Consider the following 17,517-nt stretch of genomic DNA (forward strand, 5'->3'; position numbering starts at 1 on the left):
CTAGAGGAAGCCAAGCTCAAATTAGGCATATTCATCTTAAGTACGAATGATATTGATAATACACCAGATATGCATGAATTATTAAGCTTATATAAATCCCAGCAGAGAGTCGAGAGAGGGTTCAGATTCTTAAACGATCCTTCATTCATGACCTCATCATTTTTTGTTGAAAAACCAAGTCGCATAGAAGCGTTATTATTTTTAATGACCACAGCACTGATGATTTATGCTGGTCTAGAGCATCAAATCAGAACGACACTCAAAGAGAATAAGAAAACCATCACGAATAGTGTGAAGAAACAAACAGATAATCCAACGTTGAAATGGTTGTTTTTGAAATTCACTAAGATTAAATGTTTGATAGTGGACAAAACAACTGAGTATATCAAGGGTATTGATGAAGAACATAGACATATCATTAGACTGAAAGGAGAACCCTACGAGTCAATATATAGGGAGGTTAAAAAACAACCATTTTTAACCTGAGAAATAATTATAAAATATAGTGCGGAAAGACAGAATTACTATTGATGACAATGAATTTTTGTAAAGCAACGTTAGATATTTAGATCAGTTCAGAGTTTATTGATAGATTTTGGAGAAAACAAAATTAGGTAGAAAAAAGGCGCCAAATGGCGCCTTAATTATGTAATCAAAAAAATAAACGCATTACATATTTGCGATCATGGCGTCGCCAAATTCGCTACATTTCAACAATTTAGCGCCGTCCATCAAGCGTTCAAAATCGTAAGTCACGGTTTTAGCCGCAATCGCGCCTTCCATTCCTTTCACGATTAAATCAGCCGCTTCAAACCAACCCATGTGACGGAGCATCATTTACTTTTAAATCATTAAGTTACTGAAAGTAAATAATATTTAAATAATCTGCCTATGTGACAACATCAAAATACCAAACTCTAATGCATTGTTATGTATGCAAATAAAAAGTAGTTTTGGAGAGTGAATTACTAATTCTAATCATCACCATAATGACCAAAGCATTGAATGATTTGGCAACGGTCTTCTATAATTCTATAAACTAGACGATGTTTGTCATCTATTCTTCTACTCCAGCAACCAGACAAATTGCCTTTCAAAGCCTCTGGTTTTCCTTTCCCTTCATAAGGAGTGCGTACAATTTCTTTAAGTAATGAATTAATTTTTTTAGTTATTTTTTTATCTAGTGTTAGCCAATTTTGATATTCCTCCCAACTTTGAGGGGTAAAGTCTATATTCACTACTCCATCCCTTGTAAGTCTTTTAGGCTTTTGCTAATGATTTCGCCATTTTCTAATTGAGATAAAGAATGTGTTAATGCTTTTTGATTACTAGGACTATAGAATAGGTCTAATTCTGGTCTGAAGGGTAGTGCACGCTCATTGACCATTTGAGTTAAAAATATTCTTACAGCAGTTGTCAAATCCATGCCCATTGCTTTAGCAACTTCTTGTGCCTTTTCTTTTAATTCATTTTCTAAACGTATTTGTAAGTTAACCATAGTATGCTCCTTGAATAAGAATTCTGGGTGTATTGTAATCAATTTTATATTTAATGTCAAACAATATCATTTCTATATCATTGCTTTTTTAATGGTTGTTTGAAATTAGTGATTGATTTAGTAAGATTTGCAGATATGCCGATTTTTGAAGAAGAGTTTTGGAGCGATTTTGGAGAAGAATAAATTAGGTTGAAAAATAGGCGCCAATTGGCGCCTTAATTATGTAACCAAAAAAATAAATTTATTACATGTTTGCGATCATAGCGTCGCCAAATTCACTACAACTCAATAACTTAGCACCATCCATCAGACGTTCAAAGTCATAAGTGACCGTTTTAGCCGCAATCGCGCCTTCCATGCCTTTGACGATTAAATCAGCCGCTTCAAACCAGCCCATGTGACGGAGCATCATTTCAGCAGATAGTATTATAGAACCTGGATTTACTTTATCTTGTCCTGCATACTTAGGAGCAGTACCATGTGTTGCTTCAAAAAGAGCACATTCGCTACCAATATTTGCTCCCGGCGCAATACCTATTCCACCTACTTGAGCGGCAAGTGCATCTGAAATATAGTCGCCATTTAGATTCATACAAGCAATCACATCATATTCAGCAGGACGCAATAAAATTTGTTGTAAGAAAGCATCAGCGATTGAGTCTTTCACAATAATTTCTTTGCCTGTTTTGGGATTTTTAAATTTCATCCATGGGCCACCATCGATTAATTCAGCACCAAATTCCTTAGCAGCAACTTCATATCCCCAATCTTTAAAAGCACCTTCAGTAAATTTCATTATATTACCTTTGTGTACTATTGTTACAGAGTCACGGTCGTTATCGATAGCATATTCAATCGCAGCGCGTACAAGGCGTTTAGTACCCTCTTCTGAGGCTGGTTTAATACCAATGCCGCAGTTATTTGGGAAGCGAATTTTAGTCACACCCATTTCTTCTTGTAAAAATTTAATGACTTTATTTGCTTCGTTTGAGCCTGCTTTCCATTCAATTCCTGCATAAATATCTTCAGAGTTTTCACGGAAAATAACCATATCAGTTAATTCAGGTTGTTTTACAGGGCTAGGTGTACCAGTATAATAACGTACAGGACGTAAACAAATGTAGAGATCAAGTTGTTGTCTTAATGCTACATTTAAAGAACGAATCCCACCACCTACTGGAGTCGTTAAAGGACCCTTAATTGCCACTCGGTAATCGCGAATAAACTCTAATGTTTCTTCTGGTAACCATACATCACTTCCGTAGATTTGAGTGGATTTTTCACCCGTATAAATTTCCATCCAAGATATTTTTTTCTCGCCTTTGTATGCTTTATTAACAGCGGCATCGACCACTTTGATCATAACAGGTGATACATCGACTCCAATCCCATCACCTTCAATAAAAGGAATGATAGGATTGTTAGGTACATTTAATTTACCTTGCGCATCTATAGTGATTTTTTGACCTTCTGAAGGAACAGTAACTTTACTTTGCATGACATCTCCTTAGTAATTATTATGGGATTAAACTATATTTAAGTTTAATTTATAACGTCTTATTGCTGGGTGAAAATTCAAATTATTAAAAAATTAAACGACGCCAATGCGTCGCTTAAATGAGATTTATTTATATACTGGTAATCTTTTACAGATAGTTAACACCTCTTGTTTTACTTTAGTAATTGCAATGTCTAATGCTTCAGGACTTTGTTGCATTGCATCTAAAATATCACATATCCAGCCTGCTAAAGTTTTAGCGTCATTTTCATCAAAACCACGGCGAGTAATAGATGGGGAACCTATGCGGATTCCGGAAGTGACAAAAGGACTTTTTGGATCGTTAGGTACAGAGTTTTTATTCACAGTAATGTTAGCTCTACCTAATGCAGCATCAGCTTCTTTACCTGTTAGATTTTTATCGACTAAATCAAGTAGGAAAAGATGGTTTTCAGTATTACCAGAAACTACTTTATAGCCACGATTTTTGATAATTTCTACCATCGCTTTTGCATTTTTAACGACTTGGTGTTGATAAGTCTTAAATTCAGGTTCCATCGCTTCTTTGAATGCCACCGCTTTTGCTGCGATTACATGCATCAAAGGACCACCTTGCGCGCCAGGGAAAACAGAAGAATTTAATTTTTTGTAGAATTCTTCATTGCCACCACTAGCTATAATTAGTCCTCCGCGAGGACCAGCAAGCGTTTTATGAGTAGTTGTAGTTACCACATGAGCATGCGGTACTGGATTAGGGTAAACTCCAGCGGCAACTAAACCTGCAACGTGAGCCATATCCACAAATAAGTAAGCGCCAACACTATCAGCTATCTCCCTCATTTTGGCCCAATCACAAATACCAGAGTAGGCTGAAAAGCCTCCTATGATCATTTTAGGTTTGTGAGTTTCTGCTAAATTAGCCAACTCCTCATAATCGATTTTTCCTTCCGCATCGATTCCATAAGGTATGATGTCATACAATTTACCTGAGAAGTTAACTGGCGCTCCATGCGTTAAATGGCCACCATGTGCTAAGTTCATCCCCAATACTTTGTCGCCAGGCTGTAAAAGTGCTGAATACACAGCAAAGTTTGCTTGGGATCCAGAATGAGGTTGCACATTTGCATAATCAGCGCCAAAAAGTTTTTTTGCTCTTTCAATCGCCAAATCTTCAATTACATCAACATGTTCACACCCACCATAATATCGTTTTGCAGGATATCCTTCGGCATATTTATTGGTTAATTGTGAGCCTTGTGCCTGCATAACTCGCATGCTGGTATAATTTTCTGAAGCGATAAGTTCGATGTGTTCTTCTTGACGAATGACTTCATCTTGCATTGCTCGGTATAAATCTGGGTCATAATCGGCAATATTCATGTTACGATCTAGCATGATTAACTCCTATAGAAGTAAAAGATAAAAAGAGATAGGTTGAAAAATTAAAAGTATTTAGGCCATTTCTTTGAATTTCATTCATCTGAATTGTGTTCATTATTGGATAATGGCATTGTATACTACTATTCATCTACTGTGGGGCAACGACCACAAATTTTTTAGTTTCAAAAGCTGATGCTTAACATAGACGATTAAGACGTCGCAAGTTATTGTATCTCAAAGTGGTTTGTTGAATCTCTGATGAATTCATTCCCAAGTGCTATTTGTTTTTTAATCATTCAGCAAAGTTAACCTTAAGCTGAGAAAAAACGACAGATGATTTTATTATAAAAAAACGTTACATTGATTCATTGTAGCATGAAAATAGCAGACAAAAAGTACCAATAATAATAATTTTTTTAAAATAGGGAAACAGAATGACAGATAAAAATGAAATGCACCAAAAAAGGCAACAGCGTCTTAAAGAAGCTGTTGATGAAAGGATTTCAAAAGCGAATGAACAAAGAGGTATTTTAATTGTAAATACTGGAAATGGTAAAGGAAAAACCACTGCTGCTTTTGGAACACTGACTCGAGCATTAGGACATAATAAAAAAGGAGGCGTAGTTCAATTTATCAAAGGTCTTTGGGAAAATGGCGAAAAGAATTTATTAGAACCTTTGGGAGTAGAGTTTCATGTGATGGCGACAGGTTTTACATGGGAGACTCAAGATAAAGCATCTGATACATTAGCTTGCCAAGAAGTATGGCGAAAGGCAAAGCAAATGTTGGCTAACTCTCAATTGGATTTAGTTATTCTAGACGAAATTACGTATATGATCACTTATGGCTATCTTGATTTAGAGGAACTTTTAATAGCTTTAAAAAATAGACCCAATCACCAAACAGTCATTATCACAGGAAGAGCATGCCATAGAGATATCATTGAATTGGCTGATACTGTTACAGAAATGAGACCTATTAAGCATGCATTTGATGCAGGTATAAAAGCTCAAAAGGGAATAGACTGGTAACTTAATTATTAGGATGGGGGAGTCCCCCCGTAATACATATCAGTTCTAGATAGTCAGTTCTGTCCTTAAATACGTTTATTGCATCATCCTCGCTTTGCTATTTACCAGTAAATGGAGGTTTAGCAAACCAAACCAAAATGATAAGTGCTAAGAAAGCGAGAGCTGCGATGATGAATATGTCATTTGCTGCCATGATAAGGCTCTGTTGTGTGACTTTTTGGTTTAAATAAAAAATGACTTGCTCATAACTCAGACCTAATGAGTGAAGTTTCTCTTGCATCACTTGATAAAGTGAATTATATGGTGATATTGTTTCAACCAAAATTGTATGGTGCTTTGCTTCATGAGTACTCCACATATTAGCCACAACGGAAGCACCAATTGAACCGGATATTGTTCTTAGAAAACCTGATAAACTTGAGGCGCTTGCAATTTTATCAGCAGGTAATCCCGCAAGCATAATTGTGGTAAGTGGCATAAAAAAGCAGGCTATAGCAAAGCCTTGGAAAAATTGAGGCCAAGCAGTGGTTCCAAAAGTCATTTCTGGACCGAACGTAACAGCCCGCCAATAGAAGGTACTTGCATAGACAAGGAAACTAAAAGTAACCAGTATGCGCATATCTAGACGATGCCCCATCTTCCCAATAATAGGAGCAAGGACAATCGGAATAATTCCAATTGGTGCTGCTGCTAGACCTGCCCAAGTCGCATTAAAGCCAATAACAGTTTGAAGTAATTGTGGAATGAGTACCATGCTTCCATAATAAAAAACAAATGCTAGGCACACGCATAAAGTGGCTATAGTAAAATTTCTGGATTTGAAGAGACTTAAATCCACGATTGGATTTTTATCTGTGAGTTCCCATATCACTAAAGCACAGAGAGAAACTATTGAAAAAATGCTAAGTGAAATAATCCAAGTAGAATTGAACCAATCTAATTCTCTTCCTTGATCAAGCATCAATTGCAAAGAACCAACACCAAAGACAAGTAAAATGAGGCCAATTGTATCAATAGGATGAATTTGGATTTTTGTTTCTCTACCTTTTAGTATCTTAAACACCAAAATCACAACTAAAAAACCAATAGGAATATTGATAAAGAAGATCCATCCCCAGTGGTAATTATCGGAAATATAGCCACCAAGAATTGGACCAAATATCGGGGCGACAATAACAGTCATAGACCATAGAGCAAGCGCCATACTTCGTTTAGCTAATGGATAATTATTTAGTAGGAGGCTTTGCGCGAGGGGCATCATAGGGCCAGCTACAAGACCTTGTAAGATTCGACAAATAATCAACATACCTAAGCTATTAGATAGGCCACAAAGCCATGAAGCGATAATAAATAGCACGGTTGACCATAAAAATAATTTGACTTCTCCAATACGCTTAGCTAACCAGCCTGTTAAAGGAATGGAAATAGCATTTGCAACACCAAATGATGTTATCACCCAAGTACCTTGAGAGCTAGAGGCCCCTAAATTACCTGCAATGGTCGGTAAGGCAACATTTGCAATCGTTCCATCTAATACTTGCATGAAGGTTGCTAATGAAAGGGCTAAAGTAAGCCAACCTAGCTTTTTGCCTTCTAGAGGTTGCATATAAACTCCTTCATTACGACAGGATTAAAAAGGTGCTTAATAGAATATCAAACATAAAAAATTAAAGGGTAAGTTTGAAATCAGAGGTGTTTTCTTTAATGATTTGATTAATTAAGGATTCAATTTCAAGCATATCAAAAGAAGCACTATCGGCTTCATAATGTGTTTTACCCTTAGATTCCGCGAGATGTGCACCTGAGCTGTCTTTAATGTTAACATTAACGTTTGTTGAAAGACCTATGCGTAAAGGATAATTAGCAAGTTCTTTATTATCTAATTCAATTCTAACTGGTACACGTTGGACAATTTTAATCCAGTTACCTGTAGCATTTTGAGCAGGTAAAAGGGAGAAAGCGCTACCTGTTCCCATGTCTATTCCTTTCACAACACCAGAAAATTTAACATCCTTACCATATAAATCTGTAGTGACCTCAGCTTTTTGACCTATGCGCATCTTGGATAGTTGAGTCTCCTTAAAGTTAGCCTCTATCCAAAAGTTATCCGAGGGGACTATCACCATGAGTGGAATGCTTGGAACGACTTGAGAACCTACTTGTACACTTCTTCTAGAAACATAGCCTGAGACTGGACTTGTAATTTTGGTTCTCTCAAGTTCAATCCAAGCTTCTTTGAGTTCTGATGCAGCTTTAACTACAGAGGGCTGAGATTCGATAGGGGTATCTTGTATTAAAACTTTATTGGCTAATAAATTTTGTTTACTCGCTTCAAAGGCTGCTTGCGCTAATTTAACCGCATCTTGAGCATGTTGGAGTTCTTCTTTTCCTATTGCATTTGACTGGATTAATTGTGATCTTCTAGATAAATCTCTTTTGGCTTGAGCTAATTCAGTCTCTTTTTCTAAAACTATCGCTTCATATTGTTTTATTTGAAATTGAGATTGATTAATCTGTCTTACCGAGGTGGCTAGTATGGATTTTGCCTTCTCAAATCTTTGCTCCGCATCAGTACTATCTAAGGTAACCAGTAGATCACCGGCTTGAACATAATCAGTGTTTTCTGCATGTATCGTGTTAACCATGCCAGTAATCTCAGGCATAATTTGAACTTGGTTACCTGCCACGTAAGCATTATCAGTTTCTATATGAAAACGGCCAGATAAAAACCAATGTCCACTGTAGATTGATATTCCCCCAGCAGTTATCAAAAAAAGTAATGAAAGAGCAAATTTTCTTTTTTTTGAATTTCTTTGTGTTGAGTTGGAGCTATTATCATCAGAACGATGAATTGTCTCTTTTTTAACTTCGTTTGGAGTGTTGTCTTTATTTTCCATACTCATCTCCTAAATCGTAATGATTAGTTTTATCTTTTATCATTTGGGATTTTAATCTCCTCAAGATTTTATTCTTGGTTTTCTAATGATTCAACTTTTGCTAAGATTTTTCTGGAGAGCTTTTCAAAAATGATTTGTTCATTTTCATCTAAAGCCGAACAAATTGTCACTAGGTTTTCAAATTGTTTAGGGCGTATTCTTTCTAAAAATTCCAGGCCATGTGGGGTGATTTTTAAGAAAATACAACGTCTATCTTCCTTGGTATAGTATCGTTCTACCCATTTATTTTTCACTAGTTCATCAGCAATTCGAGTTGCAGAGGTTTTAGATAACCCTAAAATTTCACTCAACAATGAAGGCTGAATCATTTTTTCTATTTTTGAATCGATGATGATTAATGCAATAAAAATGGTTTCGGTAATATTGTACTCTTTTAAAATTCGATTCCTGGCGTCTTGAATTTTTTGGTGAATATGGACGTGCATTCGATACATCAACATTGCTTGAAGGGGATAGCTACTGTCTCTTTTGGCGTACTCTCTTATTCTTTCTTCAATACTATTAAATGATGTATTAGTTAAATTCATGGGTTCATCCTTTTTTTATTATTTTATAAAGCGCAAGAAGTTACACGTTCTGGCTACTTTACAATATTATTGTTATTTAAAGGGTGGTTACTTATTGAATAAATCAATAGTAACTTCAGTTACTCAACTTACTAATGATTGTAAGCTTATCTTTCTCATTTGACTACTGATTTTTTTTCAAAAAAGTTTTTTTTCTGTAATGAAAAGAAAATGTTACTCGTAGATTGCTGAGCTACGTAAGATCAAGGTATAATCAGAAAAGAAATATTTTTTCATAAGGATGGTTAAGGAAATGTCGGAAAAAGATACAATCATTGCGCAAGCAACAGCTCCTGGAAGAGGGGGGATAGGCATACTTAGAGTGTCTGGAAAAAAAGTCAGTGAGGTGGCACTAAAAATCATCGGTTATCTTCCAAAAGCTCGCGTTGCTGAATATCGCCCTTTTAGAGATGCTAATCAACAAGTGATTGATGAAGGAATCGCACTCTTTTTTGAGAGCCCCAATTCCTTTACCGGGGAAGATGTTCTTGAACTGCAAGGTCATGGAGGTCCTGTTGTACTTGATTTGTTACTCAAAGAGATATTATCGATTGATGGCATAAGGATTGCAAAGCCTGGAGAATTTACTCAAAGAGCATTTTTGAATGATAAAATTGATTTGGCACAAGCCGAAGCAATTGCTGATTTAATCGATGCAACCTCAGTGCAAGCGGCTCGCTCAGCGGTCAATGCATTAAAAGGAGATTTTTCTAAAAAAGTTCATGAACTAGTTAATTCGCTTATAGTTATTAGGATTCATGTGGAAGCGGCTATCGATTTTCCTGATGAAGAGATTGATTTTTTATCCGATGGTCTTTTAATCAAACAATTAGATGAAGTGCTTACGAATATTCAAGCTGTCCAAAAATCAGCAAAACAGGGCGTATTGCTAAGAGAAGGTATGCGTGTAGTTATCGCTGGTAAACCTAATGCTGGTAAATCCAGTTTGCTTAATGCATTAGCTGGAGAAGATCTTGCAATTGTTACTGATATAGCAGGTACGACTCGTGATGTTCTAAAAGAACACATTCATATTGATGGGATGCCTTTGCATATTATAGATACAGCAGGCCTAAGAGAGGCCAGTGATAAAGTAGAGCAAATAGGTATTCAAAGAGCTTGGGATGAAATACAAAAAGCAGATCATTTACTTCTTATGCTCGATGCTACTGAATATAGCATTGGTGATTCGTATAATATACAAGCCCTATTACCTGAATTTTTGGGGCAACTACCACATCATTTGCCAATTACTGTCATTAGAAATAAAGCTGACTTAACAGATGAAAATTTAGGTCTTTTGCAATCTAATCTCAGTGAGGACAATAATACTTTAGATGTTATCTCTTTGTCCGCTAAAACTGAGGCTGGGTTAGATATACTTAAAGAGCATTTAAAATCAGCAGTAGGTTATCAAACCACAGAAGAGGGTGGATTTATTGCAAGAGCAAGGCATTTACAGGCTATTACTTCGGCTCTTGATCATGTTTTAGAAGCTAAGCAGCAATTAGAATGGGCAAGGGCATTAGAGTTATCAGCAGAAGAATTACGCCTAGCTCAGCAATCTTTAAGTGAGATAACTGGAGAATTCACCTCCGATGATTTGCTTGGCCGAATTTTTTCAAATTTTTGCATTGGAAAATAGGCAAACTAAGAAACTTAAACAGATTAGTATGCTTAGGCTAATATCCTAAATTCACATTGAGAAAGGGTGGGATATCTTGATTTGAAGAATTTTTTTTAGTACGGGTTTTTAACGTTAGCTAAAAATGAATTTAGAAAGTGTTTAAAGCGGCACTATGACTCTTTAAACACTGACTCTTTAAACACTGACTCTTTAAACACAGACTTTTTAAAAACTTTAAGTGATTAGCTAAAATGTTTCTTGCTAAGATCAAGTAATGATGTTAAATGAAAATCGGCTAATCCAAATCGTGGATCGTTAAATCCTTTTTCAGGCGTCACGACAATAGAACGCATTCTAGCTGCTTTGCATGCGATCATTCCATCAACGGAGTCTTCAATCGCTACGCAAGAAAGTGCTGAAACATCCAGTAAATTAGCTGTTTCTAAATAAACCTCTGGATGCGGTTTACAATTAACCATATTTTCAGATGAGACCACTGCATCGAAATAGTGGGTAATACCTAATGAAGAAAGTGCGTCGTCTATGATTTTTTGCGGTGATGCAGAGACTAACCCTATTTTTAATCCGTGAGATTTGCATAACTCTAAAGCATGCTCTACTCCAGGTAGAGCTGGTTTATTTTTTTCAATTAGAGATTTAGCTGTTAAATGAACCTGTTCTATAAGTTGTGTTAATTCTAAACCGGTCTTTGAAGCCGCCTGAATCCAAAGGCGCACAACTTCATCGACTCTCAGTCCTCTTGTGTCAAGTAATCTTGCTTGAATTGTACTGTCTATATTGTAACTCGCAAGTACTTGTTTTTCAGCTTCTTTCCATAAAGGTTCCGAATCAATTAAAATTCCATCCATATCGAAGATCACTGCATCAATTTTAATTTGGTGTAGCATGATTACTCCTTAGTTGTGATATGTGGTTATGATATGTGTCTAAATGTATGATTTATTATACTCAGTATGCAGTTTTAATACACGCTTAATTATTTAGAGAATAAGCTAGTTAATTGAATTTTTTTTAGTTTTTGTGAAGAAGTGTTTAACATAGGGCTAAATTGAAAAAGTAAAAACAATAATGATAATGCTAAAGTCCTTGTAGTAAACAGCAAGTACATCTTGTTATCGTTTAACCTGTTAAATAGAGAGCTGCAGTATTTGCTGATATCTAAGTATTTTATATCAAATTAAAAAACACAATTAATTAAATATAATGAACTAAAAGGGAAAAACATGAAGCTTTAAGGGAAAAACATGAAGCTTTTTTAATGAAGTTTCTTTAGCAATTGGTTGATTAATACTTCACCTGATTGAGCTGGAATAACACTTTTTACAGGCACATACCACCAATTATCAGTGGCTAATATCTTACATTTTTGGGCGTCTTTTTCTGTCATAAAAAGGGGTAAGTTGCTTTTTTTAAAGCTGACTAAATCTTGATGCTCGAATATATGATGATCTTTGAAATCTTTGGTGTCGACCACATTTATACCGTTTTCTTGCAGAAGAGTATAAAATCTTTCAGGAAAACCTATGCCTGCAATTGCATTAACGTCTGTAAAGTCACTCAACTTTCTAGTATCCCCTGAAAGGAGATTTACCGCATCAAATGGCTCTAAAAATAAGAAGGCTTTGTGGATAGAAGAGGGTAGTTCAACGATAGACTGATTCTGAGTCAGCGTTTTATTCGAACCATAGTTTATAATCGCGGCATCAATAGATCTTAAACGGCGAATTGATTCACGTAGAGGGCCTGCAGGGAGAAAGTGTTTATTTCCAAATTGTTTTTTTGCATCTATCACAACCCATTCAATATCTCTTTTAAGAGCATAATGTTGTAGGCCATCATCACTAATGATTAGTTTGACATCAGGACTTCTTTGTAAAATAAGCTCAATCGCCTTTTGCCTGTTAGGAGATATGACCACATCTACCCCAGTTCTTTCATAAATAAGCATCGGCTCATCACCTGTAACTTTAGGATCATTCGAGTCAGCAACCAGGAAAGGGGTAAAAGGAGGATTTGCACCATAACCACGACTTATGACACCAACTTCGATGTCATATTTTTTCAATTGCTCAATTATCCAAAGTACAACAGGTGTTTTACCATTTCCACCAACAGTGATATTTCCAACGATTAAAACAGGTACCTTTGAACGATAACTATGCAAAAAGCCAAACTGAAATAGTCGCTGTCTGATAATGACAACTAAAGCATAACACCAGCTGAGCGGTAAAAGCAGTCGGTAAACAAATTTACTTTTAAACCAAAGATAATGAGCAAGTTTTTGCATAAAAAATTTCAATAGTCTTATTAGTTATTGCCAAATTGTAGTTTGTGCAATTGAGCATAAATACCGTTTTGATTTAAAAGTTCGGTATGTTGACCTTGCTCAACAATTTGCCCATCTTGCATGACTAGGATAGCATCGGCATTTTCTATCGTGGATAATCTATGAGCGATGACAAGACAAGTTCTGTTTTTTTGCAAAGTCGATAAAGCTTCTTGTATTGCTCGTTCTGATTCAGTATCAAGTGCAGAGGTAGCCTCATCTAAAATTAGTATCGGACTATCTTTTAATAATGCTCTTGCAATAGCGATCCTTTGGCGCTGTCCTCCTGACAAAAGGACGCCATTTTCACCTATCATGGTATCTAAACCGTCAGGGAACTGCGCAATAAAATCCATTGCACTAGCTAATTTGGCAGCATTTTCTATGTCACTACGTGTGTAGTTGTCATCGGTTGCATAGGCTATATTATTTGCTATGGTATCATTAAAAAGATGAACATGCTGTGAGACTAATGCTATTTGTTTACGCAAAGAGGCAAGAGTGAAGTCTTTAATTTCTGTTCCATCTATGGTAATGCGGCCAGTTGTATGATCATAAAAGCGTGTTAATAAACTGACCAGAGTTGATTTACCAGAACCTGACCGACCGACCAAAGCGATTGTCTGACCTGATGTGATAGATAAATTAATCTCTTTTAGCGCATATTCAGATTTATTTTCATATGTAAATGACACATGCTCAAAAGTAATATCTCCTTTAACCCTATCTAATTCTATAGTGCCATTGTCTTTTTCTGTTGGAGTATCAATTAAAGAAAATAGTGTTTGACACGCAGCCATCCCTCTTTGGAATTGTGCATTAACATTACTTAATGATTTCAAAGGCCTCATTAAGGCTATCATAGAAGAAAAAACCACAGTAAAAGAGCCAGGACTAACGCTTTGCATAACACTAGGAAAACTTGCTGCATAGAGTACGAATGCCAAGGCAAAGGAAGCTATTAATTGAATAATAGGATCTGCGATTGCTGTTGCAGAAACCAACTTGATACTTTGTTGGCGCATATGATTACTTACTTTATTAAAGCGTTTTTTCTCACTCTCCTGGCCACCAAAAATGAGCACCTCTTTATGTCCTTTGAGCATTTGCTCTGCACTGGTAGTTACTGATCCCATTGCATTTTGCATGTTTTTACTGATATTTCTAAACCGTTTTGATACAAAGCGGATGATAAAGGAAACAAAGGGAGCTATAAAAATAAGAATGAGTGATAGCTGCCAGCTATAGTAGAACATAACAGCGAAAAGAGCGATAATCGAAGCACCCTCTCTAACAAGAGTTACAAGAGTATTTGATGATGAAGAAGCCACTTGTTCTGAGTCGTAGGTAATACGAGACAAAAGGGCACCAGTAGATTCTTTATCAAAAAAAGAGACGGGCATCTTCATCAAATGTTGAAATAGTTGCCTTCTCATATTCATGACAACATGCCCAGAAACCCAGGCTAGGCAGTAACTTGAAATATAGCCACTTAATCCTCTTATGACCATAATTCCAATAATTAAAAGAGGTAACCAAACAAATAAATTCGGATCCTTCCCCGTAAAACCATTATCTAAAAGTGGTTGCAGCATAGATATCATCAACGCATCACCTGCAGCATTAATGATTAATGCGATAGATGCTACGATGATCCCTGCCTTAAAAGGAGAAATATTAGGCCACAACCTTTTAAATGTTTGCCAGGTGGTTAAATCTTTATCTATGGGTTGAGGCGTTTTATTGGTATTAATATCTGTCATGCGAGTCTTTTATGTTAATAGCTAAAAAATATTCATAACTAATTAAGTCATGTTATGTGCTCATTCAATATCTGATGTGTGCATTTCTTATTAGAAGATTTATAAAATCAGAAACTAAGTCACCAAAATCGTTTTGTAGGTGACTTAGAAAAGAGATGAGGCAATAGTGTATCTTAATTAATCAAAAGATTAAAAGAGGACATTCCTAGGAGTACGAGGGAATGGAATAACATCACGTACATTTTGAACACCAGTAACATAAGCGACCAAACGTTCAAATCCTAACCCAAAACCAGCATGTGGCACAGTACCGTATCTTCTTAGATCACGATACCACCAATAATCTTCTTTATTTAGTCCCATCTGTTCTAAACGTTCATCAAGTTTGTCTAAACGTTCTTCACGCTGAGAACCGCCAATGATTTCACCAATACCTGGTGCAAGAACATCCATCGCAGCCACTGTTTTACCATCTTCATTTAGACGCATATAAAAAGCTTTAATGTCTTTTGGATAGTTTTTAACTACAACAGGAGCTTTAAAATGTTTTTCCGCAAGATAGCGCTCATGTTCTGATGCTAAATCAATACCCCATTCAACAGGGTTTTCAAAAGAGTGATCTGAGTTTTGTAATATGGTGATTGCATCAGTGTAATCAACCTGAGCAAAATCAGAAGAAACGAATTGCTCTAAGCGTGTAATAGCTTCTTTATCAATTCTATCAGCAAAAAATGCCATATCATCCATGCGCTCATCTAGCACAGCTTTGAAAACATATTTCAACATGTCTTCAGCTAACTTAGCCACATCATCTAAATTTGCATAAGCCACTTCTGGTTCAACCATCCAAAATTCAGCAAGATGACGAGTCGTGTTAGAATTTTCTGCCCGAAAGGTAGGGCCAAACGTATATATTTTAGATAAGGCACAAGCATAGGTTTCGCCATTTAACTGCCCTGAAACGGTTAAAAACGACTCTTTAGCAAAGAAATCCTTATCAAAGTCTACTTTTCCTTCTGTCGTGCGAGGTAGATTCTCTAAATCTAAAGTAGACACTCTGAACATTTCACCTGCGCCTTCTGTATCTGATGCAGTAATAATTGGGGTAGAGACCCAGATATATCCATTTTCGTGATAAAAGCGATGAATCGCTTGAGATAAGCAGTTACGTACACGGGCTACTGCACCAATCAGGTTGGTTCTTGGACGAAGATGGGCAAATTCTCTTAAATATTCCACTGTATGGCGCTTAGGAGCCATTGGGTAAGTATCAGGATCTTCAACCCAACCAACAACAGTAAAATGCGTTGCTGCAAGCTCTATATTTTGACCTTCAGCTGGAGAATCAACTACAGTCCCTGTCACTTCAACTGAACAGCCAGTTGTCAGTTTTAAAATTTCATTTTCATAATTGTTTAAGGTATTAGGTGCAACAACCTGTATAGGATCAAAACAAGAACCATCATAAACATTTACAAAAGATAAGCCAGCTTTAGAATCTCGGCGAGTACGTACCCATCCTCTGACCATAATTGTACTTCCAATGGCTGCTTTACCTTTAATAACGTCATCAACTGAATAGACAGGGGTAGTCATAGTTTAATTATCTCTCTTAAAAACTGTAAGCATCTTGCATGCTTAGATGAAAAAAATAGGGTGCGTTTTCTGTAAACTTAAAAAAGTTATAAAAATCGGACTAATGATGTAAATCTTAACAATTTACGACTTATCAGTAAAGATATATATCAATGTAATTCAACTGTCCTAAGTGGCTTGTATCTAAAATTAAGGCTTATTTGCTATAAAAACGGCTCTAAGGGGGGCAGGATATCCCTCTTTAGTTAAACTTGGATTTTGATTATCTAAAAAATCAGATAACGATTCATTTTGCATCCACTCAGTTTTTCTCTGTTCTTCGAAACTTGTTTTATTTACGTCGACGACTCGAATATTTACATATCCCATTTTCGACAGCCAAAGTGTGATGGCTTTGATTGATGGAAAAAAATAGACATTACTCATCATAGCATACCTATCTACAGGAACTAGTACTTGAGATTCATCTCCTTCGATAACTAAGGTTTCCAGAACTAATTCTCCACCTGGTTTTAATTGATTTTTTAAATCTAATAAATGATCTAAAGGAGATCTTCTGTGATAGAGTACACCCATTGAAAAAACGGTATCAAAGCCCTCAAGAGCAGGCAAGTTTTCTATACCTAACGGGACATAATATGCGGGTAATTTTTGGTTAATCAGTTTTTTAATTGCCAAAAATTGGCATAAAAAGAGTTCGGTAGGATCAATACCTATAACTGCTTTTGCCCCTTCTCCTAACATACGCCATAGATGATATCCACTACCGCATCCCACATCTAATACCCATCTTCCTTCAAGAGAGGTAATATGATTCTTGACTCTATCCCATTTAAAATCAGAACGCCATTCAGTATCAATAAAAATATCGTGGATATCGAATGGTCCTTTTCTCCAGGGCATTAGTTGTTTTAATTGGTGAATGGCACCTTGTTTTTCTCCAATGGTTAATTTTTCGGTACTTTGGACTTTAAATTTATCTTTCAGTTCTATTAACTCACTTTGGATAACGGGAAGATGAGTAATAGATTTGTACCATCTATGTTTAGGAGTACTTGGATGACTTGCTGCGCAATCTTTTGACCAATCACTTAACTGCTTAGGTAAAGTATCTAACCAATGGATTAGATGACTGTTGGTCAGTTCTTGATAGAGTTCTTTAAATGCTTCATCAACAATACGTTTGACCGATTGACTCATTAACACCCCTTAAAAAATATAAAATGAAGAATTATATTGTTAACCTAGGCAATT

General features: G+C 36.1%; 15 protein-coding genes and 1 pseudogene. 3 read left to right on the top strand and 13 right to left on the bottom strand.

Annotated features, from left to right (window positions below; genetic code table 11):
* Nucleotides 1-486 (top strand): IS1634 family transposase (locus tag ACFFIT_RS10250; protein WP_385877574.1); only part of this gene is annotated, 486 nt, incomplete at its 5' end.
* Nucleotides 487-669: 183 nt separating this feature from the next.
* Here the strand turns inward: ACFFIT_RS10250 and ACFFIT_RS10255 are convergent.
* From ACFFIT_RS10255 to glyA, 5 genes and pseudogenes are all read right to left on the bottom strand, one after another.
* Nucleotides 670-837 (bottom strand): annotated as a pseudogene (locus tag ACFFIT_RS10255) (isocitrate/isopropylmalate family dehydrogenase); the annotation flags it as partial.
* 137 nt (nt 838-974) lie between these two features.
* Nucleotides 975-1,238 carry a Txe/YoeB family addiction module toxin gene (locus ACFFIT_RS10260; RefSeq protein ID WP_385877575.1) on the bottom strand — a complete coding sequence of 88 codons (264 nt, stop codon included), beginning with the start codon at nt 1,236-1,238 and terminating at the stop codon, nt 975-977.
* On the bottom strand, nt 1,238-1,498 hold the full coding sequence (locus ACFFIT_RS10265; RefSeq protein WP_385877576.1) for a type II toxin-antitoxin system RelB/DinJ family antitoxin: 261 nt from the start codon (nt 1,496-1,498) through the stop codon (nt 1,238-1,240). Before ACFFIT_RS10265 ends, ACFFIT_RS10260 begins: the two co-directional genes overlap by 1 nt.
* Nucleotides 1,499-1,742: 244 nt before the next feature.
* A complete protein-coding gene (gene icd, locus ACFFIT_RS10270; protein ID WP_385877578.1) occupies nt 1,743-2,996 on the bottom strand; it encodes an NADP-dependent isocitrate dehydrogenase in 1,254 nt (417 codons plus the stop codon).
* A gap of 126 nt (nt 2,997-3,122) precedes the next feature.
* On the bottom strand, nt 3,123-4,391 hold the full coding sequence (glyA, locus tag ACFFIT_RS10275) for a serine hydroxymethyltransferase (protein ID WP_385877579.1): 1,269 nt from the start codon (nt 4,389-4,391) through the stop codon (nt 3,123-3,125).
* 419 nt (nt 4,392-4,810) lie between these two features.
* On the opposite strand from glyA, the gene cobO reads away from it, so the two are divergent.
* Complete coding sequence (gene cobO / locus ACFFIT_RS10280; RefSeq protein WP_385877580.1) at nt 4,811-5,407, top strand: cob(I)yrinic acid a,c-diamide adenosyltransferase; 597 nt, start codon at nt 4,811-4,813, stop codon at nt 5,405-5,407.
* 97 nt (nt 5,408-5,504) lie between these two features.
* Here cobO and ACFFIT_RS10285 read toward each other — a convergent pair whose 3' ends face one another.
* From ACFFIT_RS10285 to mprA, 3 genes are all read right to left on the bottom strand, one after another.
* On the bottom strand, nt 5,505-7,013 hold the full coding sequence (locus tag ACFFIT_RS10285) for a DHA2 family efflux MFS transporter permease subunit (RefSeq protein WP_385877581.1): 1,509 nt from the start codon (nt 7,011-7,013) through the stop codon (nt 5,505-5,507).
* A 61-nt stretch (nt 7,014-7,074) separates the two neighbouring features.
* Nucleotides 7,075-8,304: an EmrA/EmrK family multidrug efflux transporter periplasmic adaptor subunit gene (locus ACFFIT_RS10290; RefSeq protein ID WP_385877582.1), complete on the bottom strand. Its 1,230-nt coding sequence runs from the start codon at nt 8,302-8,304 to the stop codon at nt 7,075-7,077.
* Nucleotides 8,305-8,372: 68 nt separating this feature from the next.
* Nucleotides 8,373-8,891 carry a transcriptional repressor MprA gene (gene mprA / locus ACFFIT_RS10295; protein ID WP_385877583.1) on the bottom strand — a complete coding sequence of 173 codons (519 nt, stop codon included), beginning with the start codon at nt 8,889-8,891 and terminating at the stop codon, nt 8,373-8,375.
* A 292-nt stretch (nt 8,892-9,183) separates the two neighbouring features.
* On the opposite strand from mprA, the gene mnmE reads away from it, so the two are divergent.
* Nucleotides 9,184-10,575 (top strand): tRNA uridine-5-carboxymethylaminomethyl(34) synthesis GTPase MnmE, encoded by a 1,392-nt coding sequence (gene mnmE, locus ACFFIT_RS10300; RefSeq protein WP_385877584.1) that lies wholly within the window; start codon nt 9,184-9,186, stop codon nt 10,573-10,575.
* A 224-nt stretch (nt 10,576-10,799) separates the two neighbouring features.
* Here the strand turns inward: mnmE and hxpB are convergent, their stop codons facing one another.
* The 5 genes from hxpB to cmoB form a co-directional block, all read right to left on the bottom strand.
* Nucleotides 10,800-11,465: a hexitol phosphatase HxpB gene (gene hxpB / locus ACFFIT_RS10305; RefSeq protein WP_385877585.1), complete on the bottom strand. Its 666-nt coding sequence runs from the start codon at nt 11,463-11,465 to the stop codon at nt 10,800-10,802.
* A gap of 368 nt (nt 11,466-11,833) precedes the next feature.
* On the bottom strand, nt 11,834-12,865 hold the full coding sequence (gene lpxK, locus ACFFIT_RS10310; RefSeq protein ID WP_385877586.1) for a tetraacyldisaccharide 4'-kinase: 1,032 nt from the start codon (nt 12,863-12,865) through the stop codon (nt 11,834-11,836).
* 20 nt (nt 12,866-12,885) lie between these two features.
* Nucleotides 12,886-14,667 carry a lipid A ABC transporter ATP-binding protein/permease MsbA gene (gene msbA, locus ACFFIT_RS10315; RefSeq protein ID WP_385877587.1) on the bottom strand — a complete coding sequence of 594 codons (1,782 nt, stop codon included), beginning with the start codon at nt 14,665-14,667 and terminating at the stop codon, nt 12,886-12,888.
* Between the two features lie 189 nt (nt 14,668-14,856).
* A complete protein-coding gene (gene asnS, locus ACFFIT_RS10320) occupies nt 14,857-16,263 on the bottom strand; it encodes an asparagine--tRNA ligase (protein WP_385877588.1) in 1,407 nt (468 codons plus the stop codon).
* 189 nt (nt 16,264-16,452) lie between these two features.
* Nucleotides 16,453-17,442, bottom strand: coding sequence for a tRNA 5-methoxyuridine(34)/uridine 5-oxyacetic acid(34) synthase CmoB (gene cmoB / locus ACFFIT_RS10325; protein WP_385877601.1), 990 nt, complete (start codon nt 17,440-17,442; stop codon nt 16,453-16,455).
* Nucleotides 17,443-17,517: the final 75 nt, after the last annotated feature.

It is taken from the genome of Thorsellia kenyensis (assembly GCF_042432445.1).
GTDB classification, from domain to species: Bacteria; Pseudomonadota; Gammaproteobacteria; order Enterobacterales; family Thorselliaceae; genus Thorsellia; species Thorsellia kenyensis.

What these genes read in the sequence shown, in the direction of transcription:
- ACFFIT_RS10265 (WP_385877576.1), bottom strand. Translation starts at nt 1,498, where the DNA reads ATGGTTAACTTACAAATACGTTTAGAAAATGAATTAAAAGAAAAGGCA.
- icd (WP_385877578.1), bottom strand. Translation starts at nt 2,996, where the DNA reads ATGCAAAGTAAAGTTACTGTTCCTTCAGAAGGTCAAAAAATCACTATA.
- glyA (WP_385877579.1), bottom strand. Translation starts at nt 4,391, where the DNA reads ATGCTAGATCGTAACATGAATATTGCCGATTATGACCCAGATTTATAC.
- cobO (WP_385877580.1), top strand. Translation starts at nt 4,811, where the DNA reads ATGACAGATAAAAATGAAATGCACCAAAAAAGGCAACAGCGTCTTAAA.
- ACFFIT_RS10285 (WP_385877581.1), bottom strand. Translation starts at nt 7,013, where the DNA reads ATGCAACCTCTAGAAGGCAAAAAGCTAGGTTGGCTTACTTTAGCCCTT.
- ACFFIT_RS10290 (WP_385877582.1), bottom strand. Translation starts at nt 8,304, where the DNA reads ATGGAAAATAAAGACAACACTCCAAACGAAGTTAAAAAAGAGACAATT.
- mprA (WP_385877583.1), bottom strand. Translation starts at nt 8,891, where the DNA reads ATGAATTTAACTAATACATCATTTAATAGTATTGAAGAAAGAATAAGA.
- mnmE (WP_385877584.1), top strand. Translation starts at nt 9,184, where the DNA reads ATGTCGGAAAAAGATACAATCATTGCGCAAGCAACAGCTCCTGGAAGA.
- hxpB (WP_385877585.1), bottom strand. Translation starts at nt 11,465, where the DNA reads ATGCTACACCAAATTAAAATTGATGCAGTGATCTTCGATATGGATGGA.
- lpxK (WP_385877586.1), bottom strand. Translation starts at nt 12,865, where the DNA reads ATGCAAAAACTTGCTCATTATCTTTGGTTTAAAAGTAAATTTGTTTAC.
- msbA (WP_385877587.1), bottom strand. Translation starts at nt 14,667, where the DNA reads ATGACAGATATTAATACCAATAAAACGCCTCAACCCATAGATAAAGAT.
- asnS (WP_385877588.1), bottom strand. Translation starts at nt 16,263, where the DNA reads ATGACTACCCCTGTCTATTCAGTTGATGACGTTATTAAAGGTAAAGCA.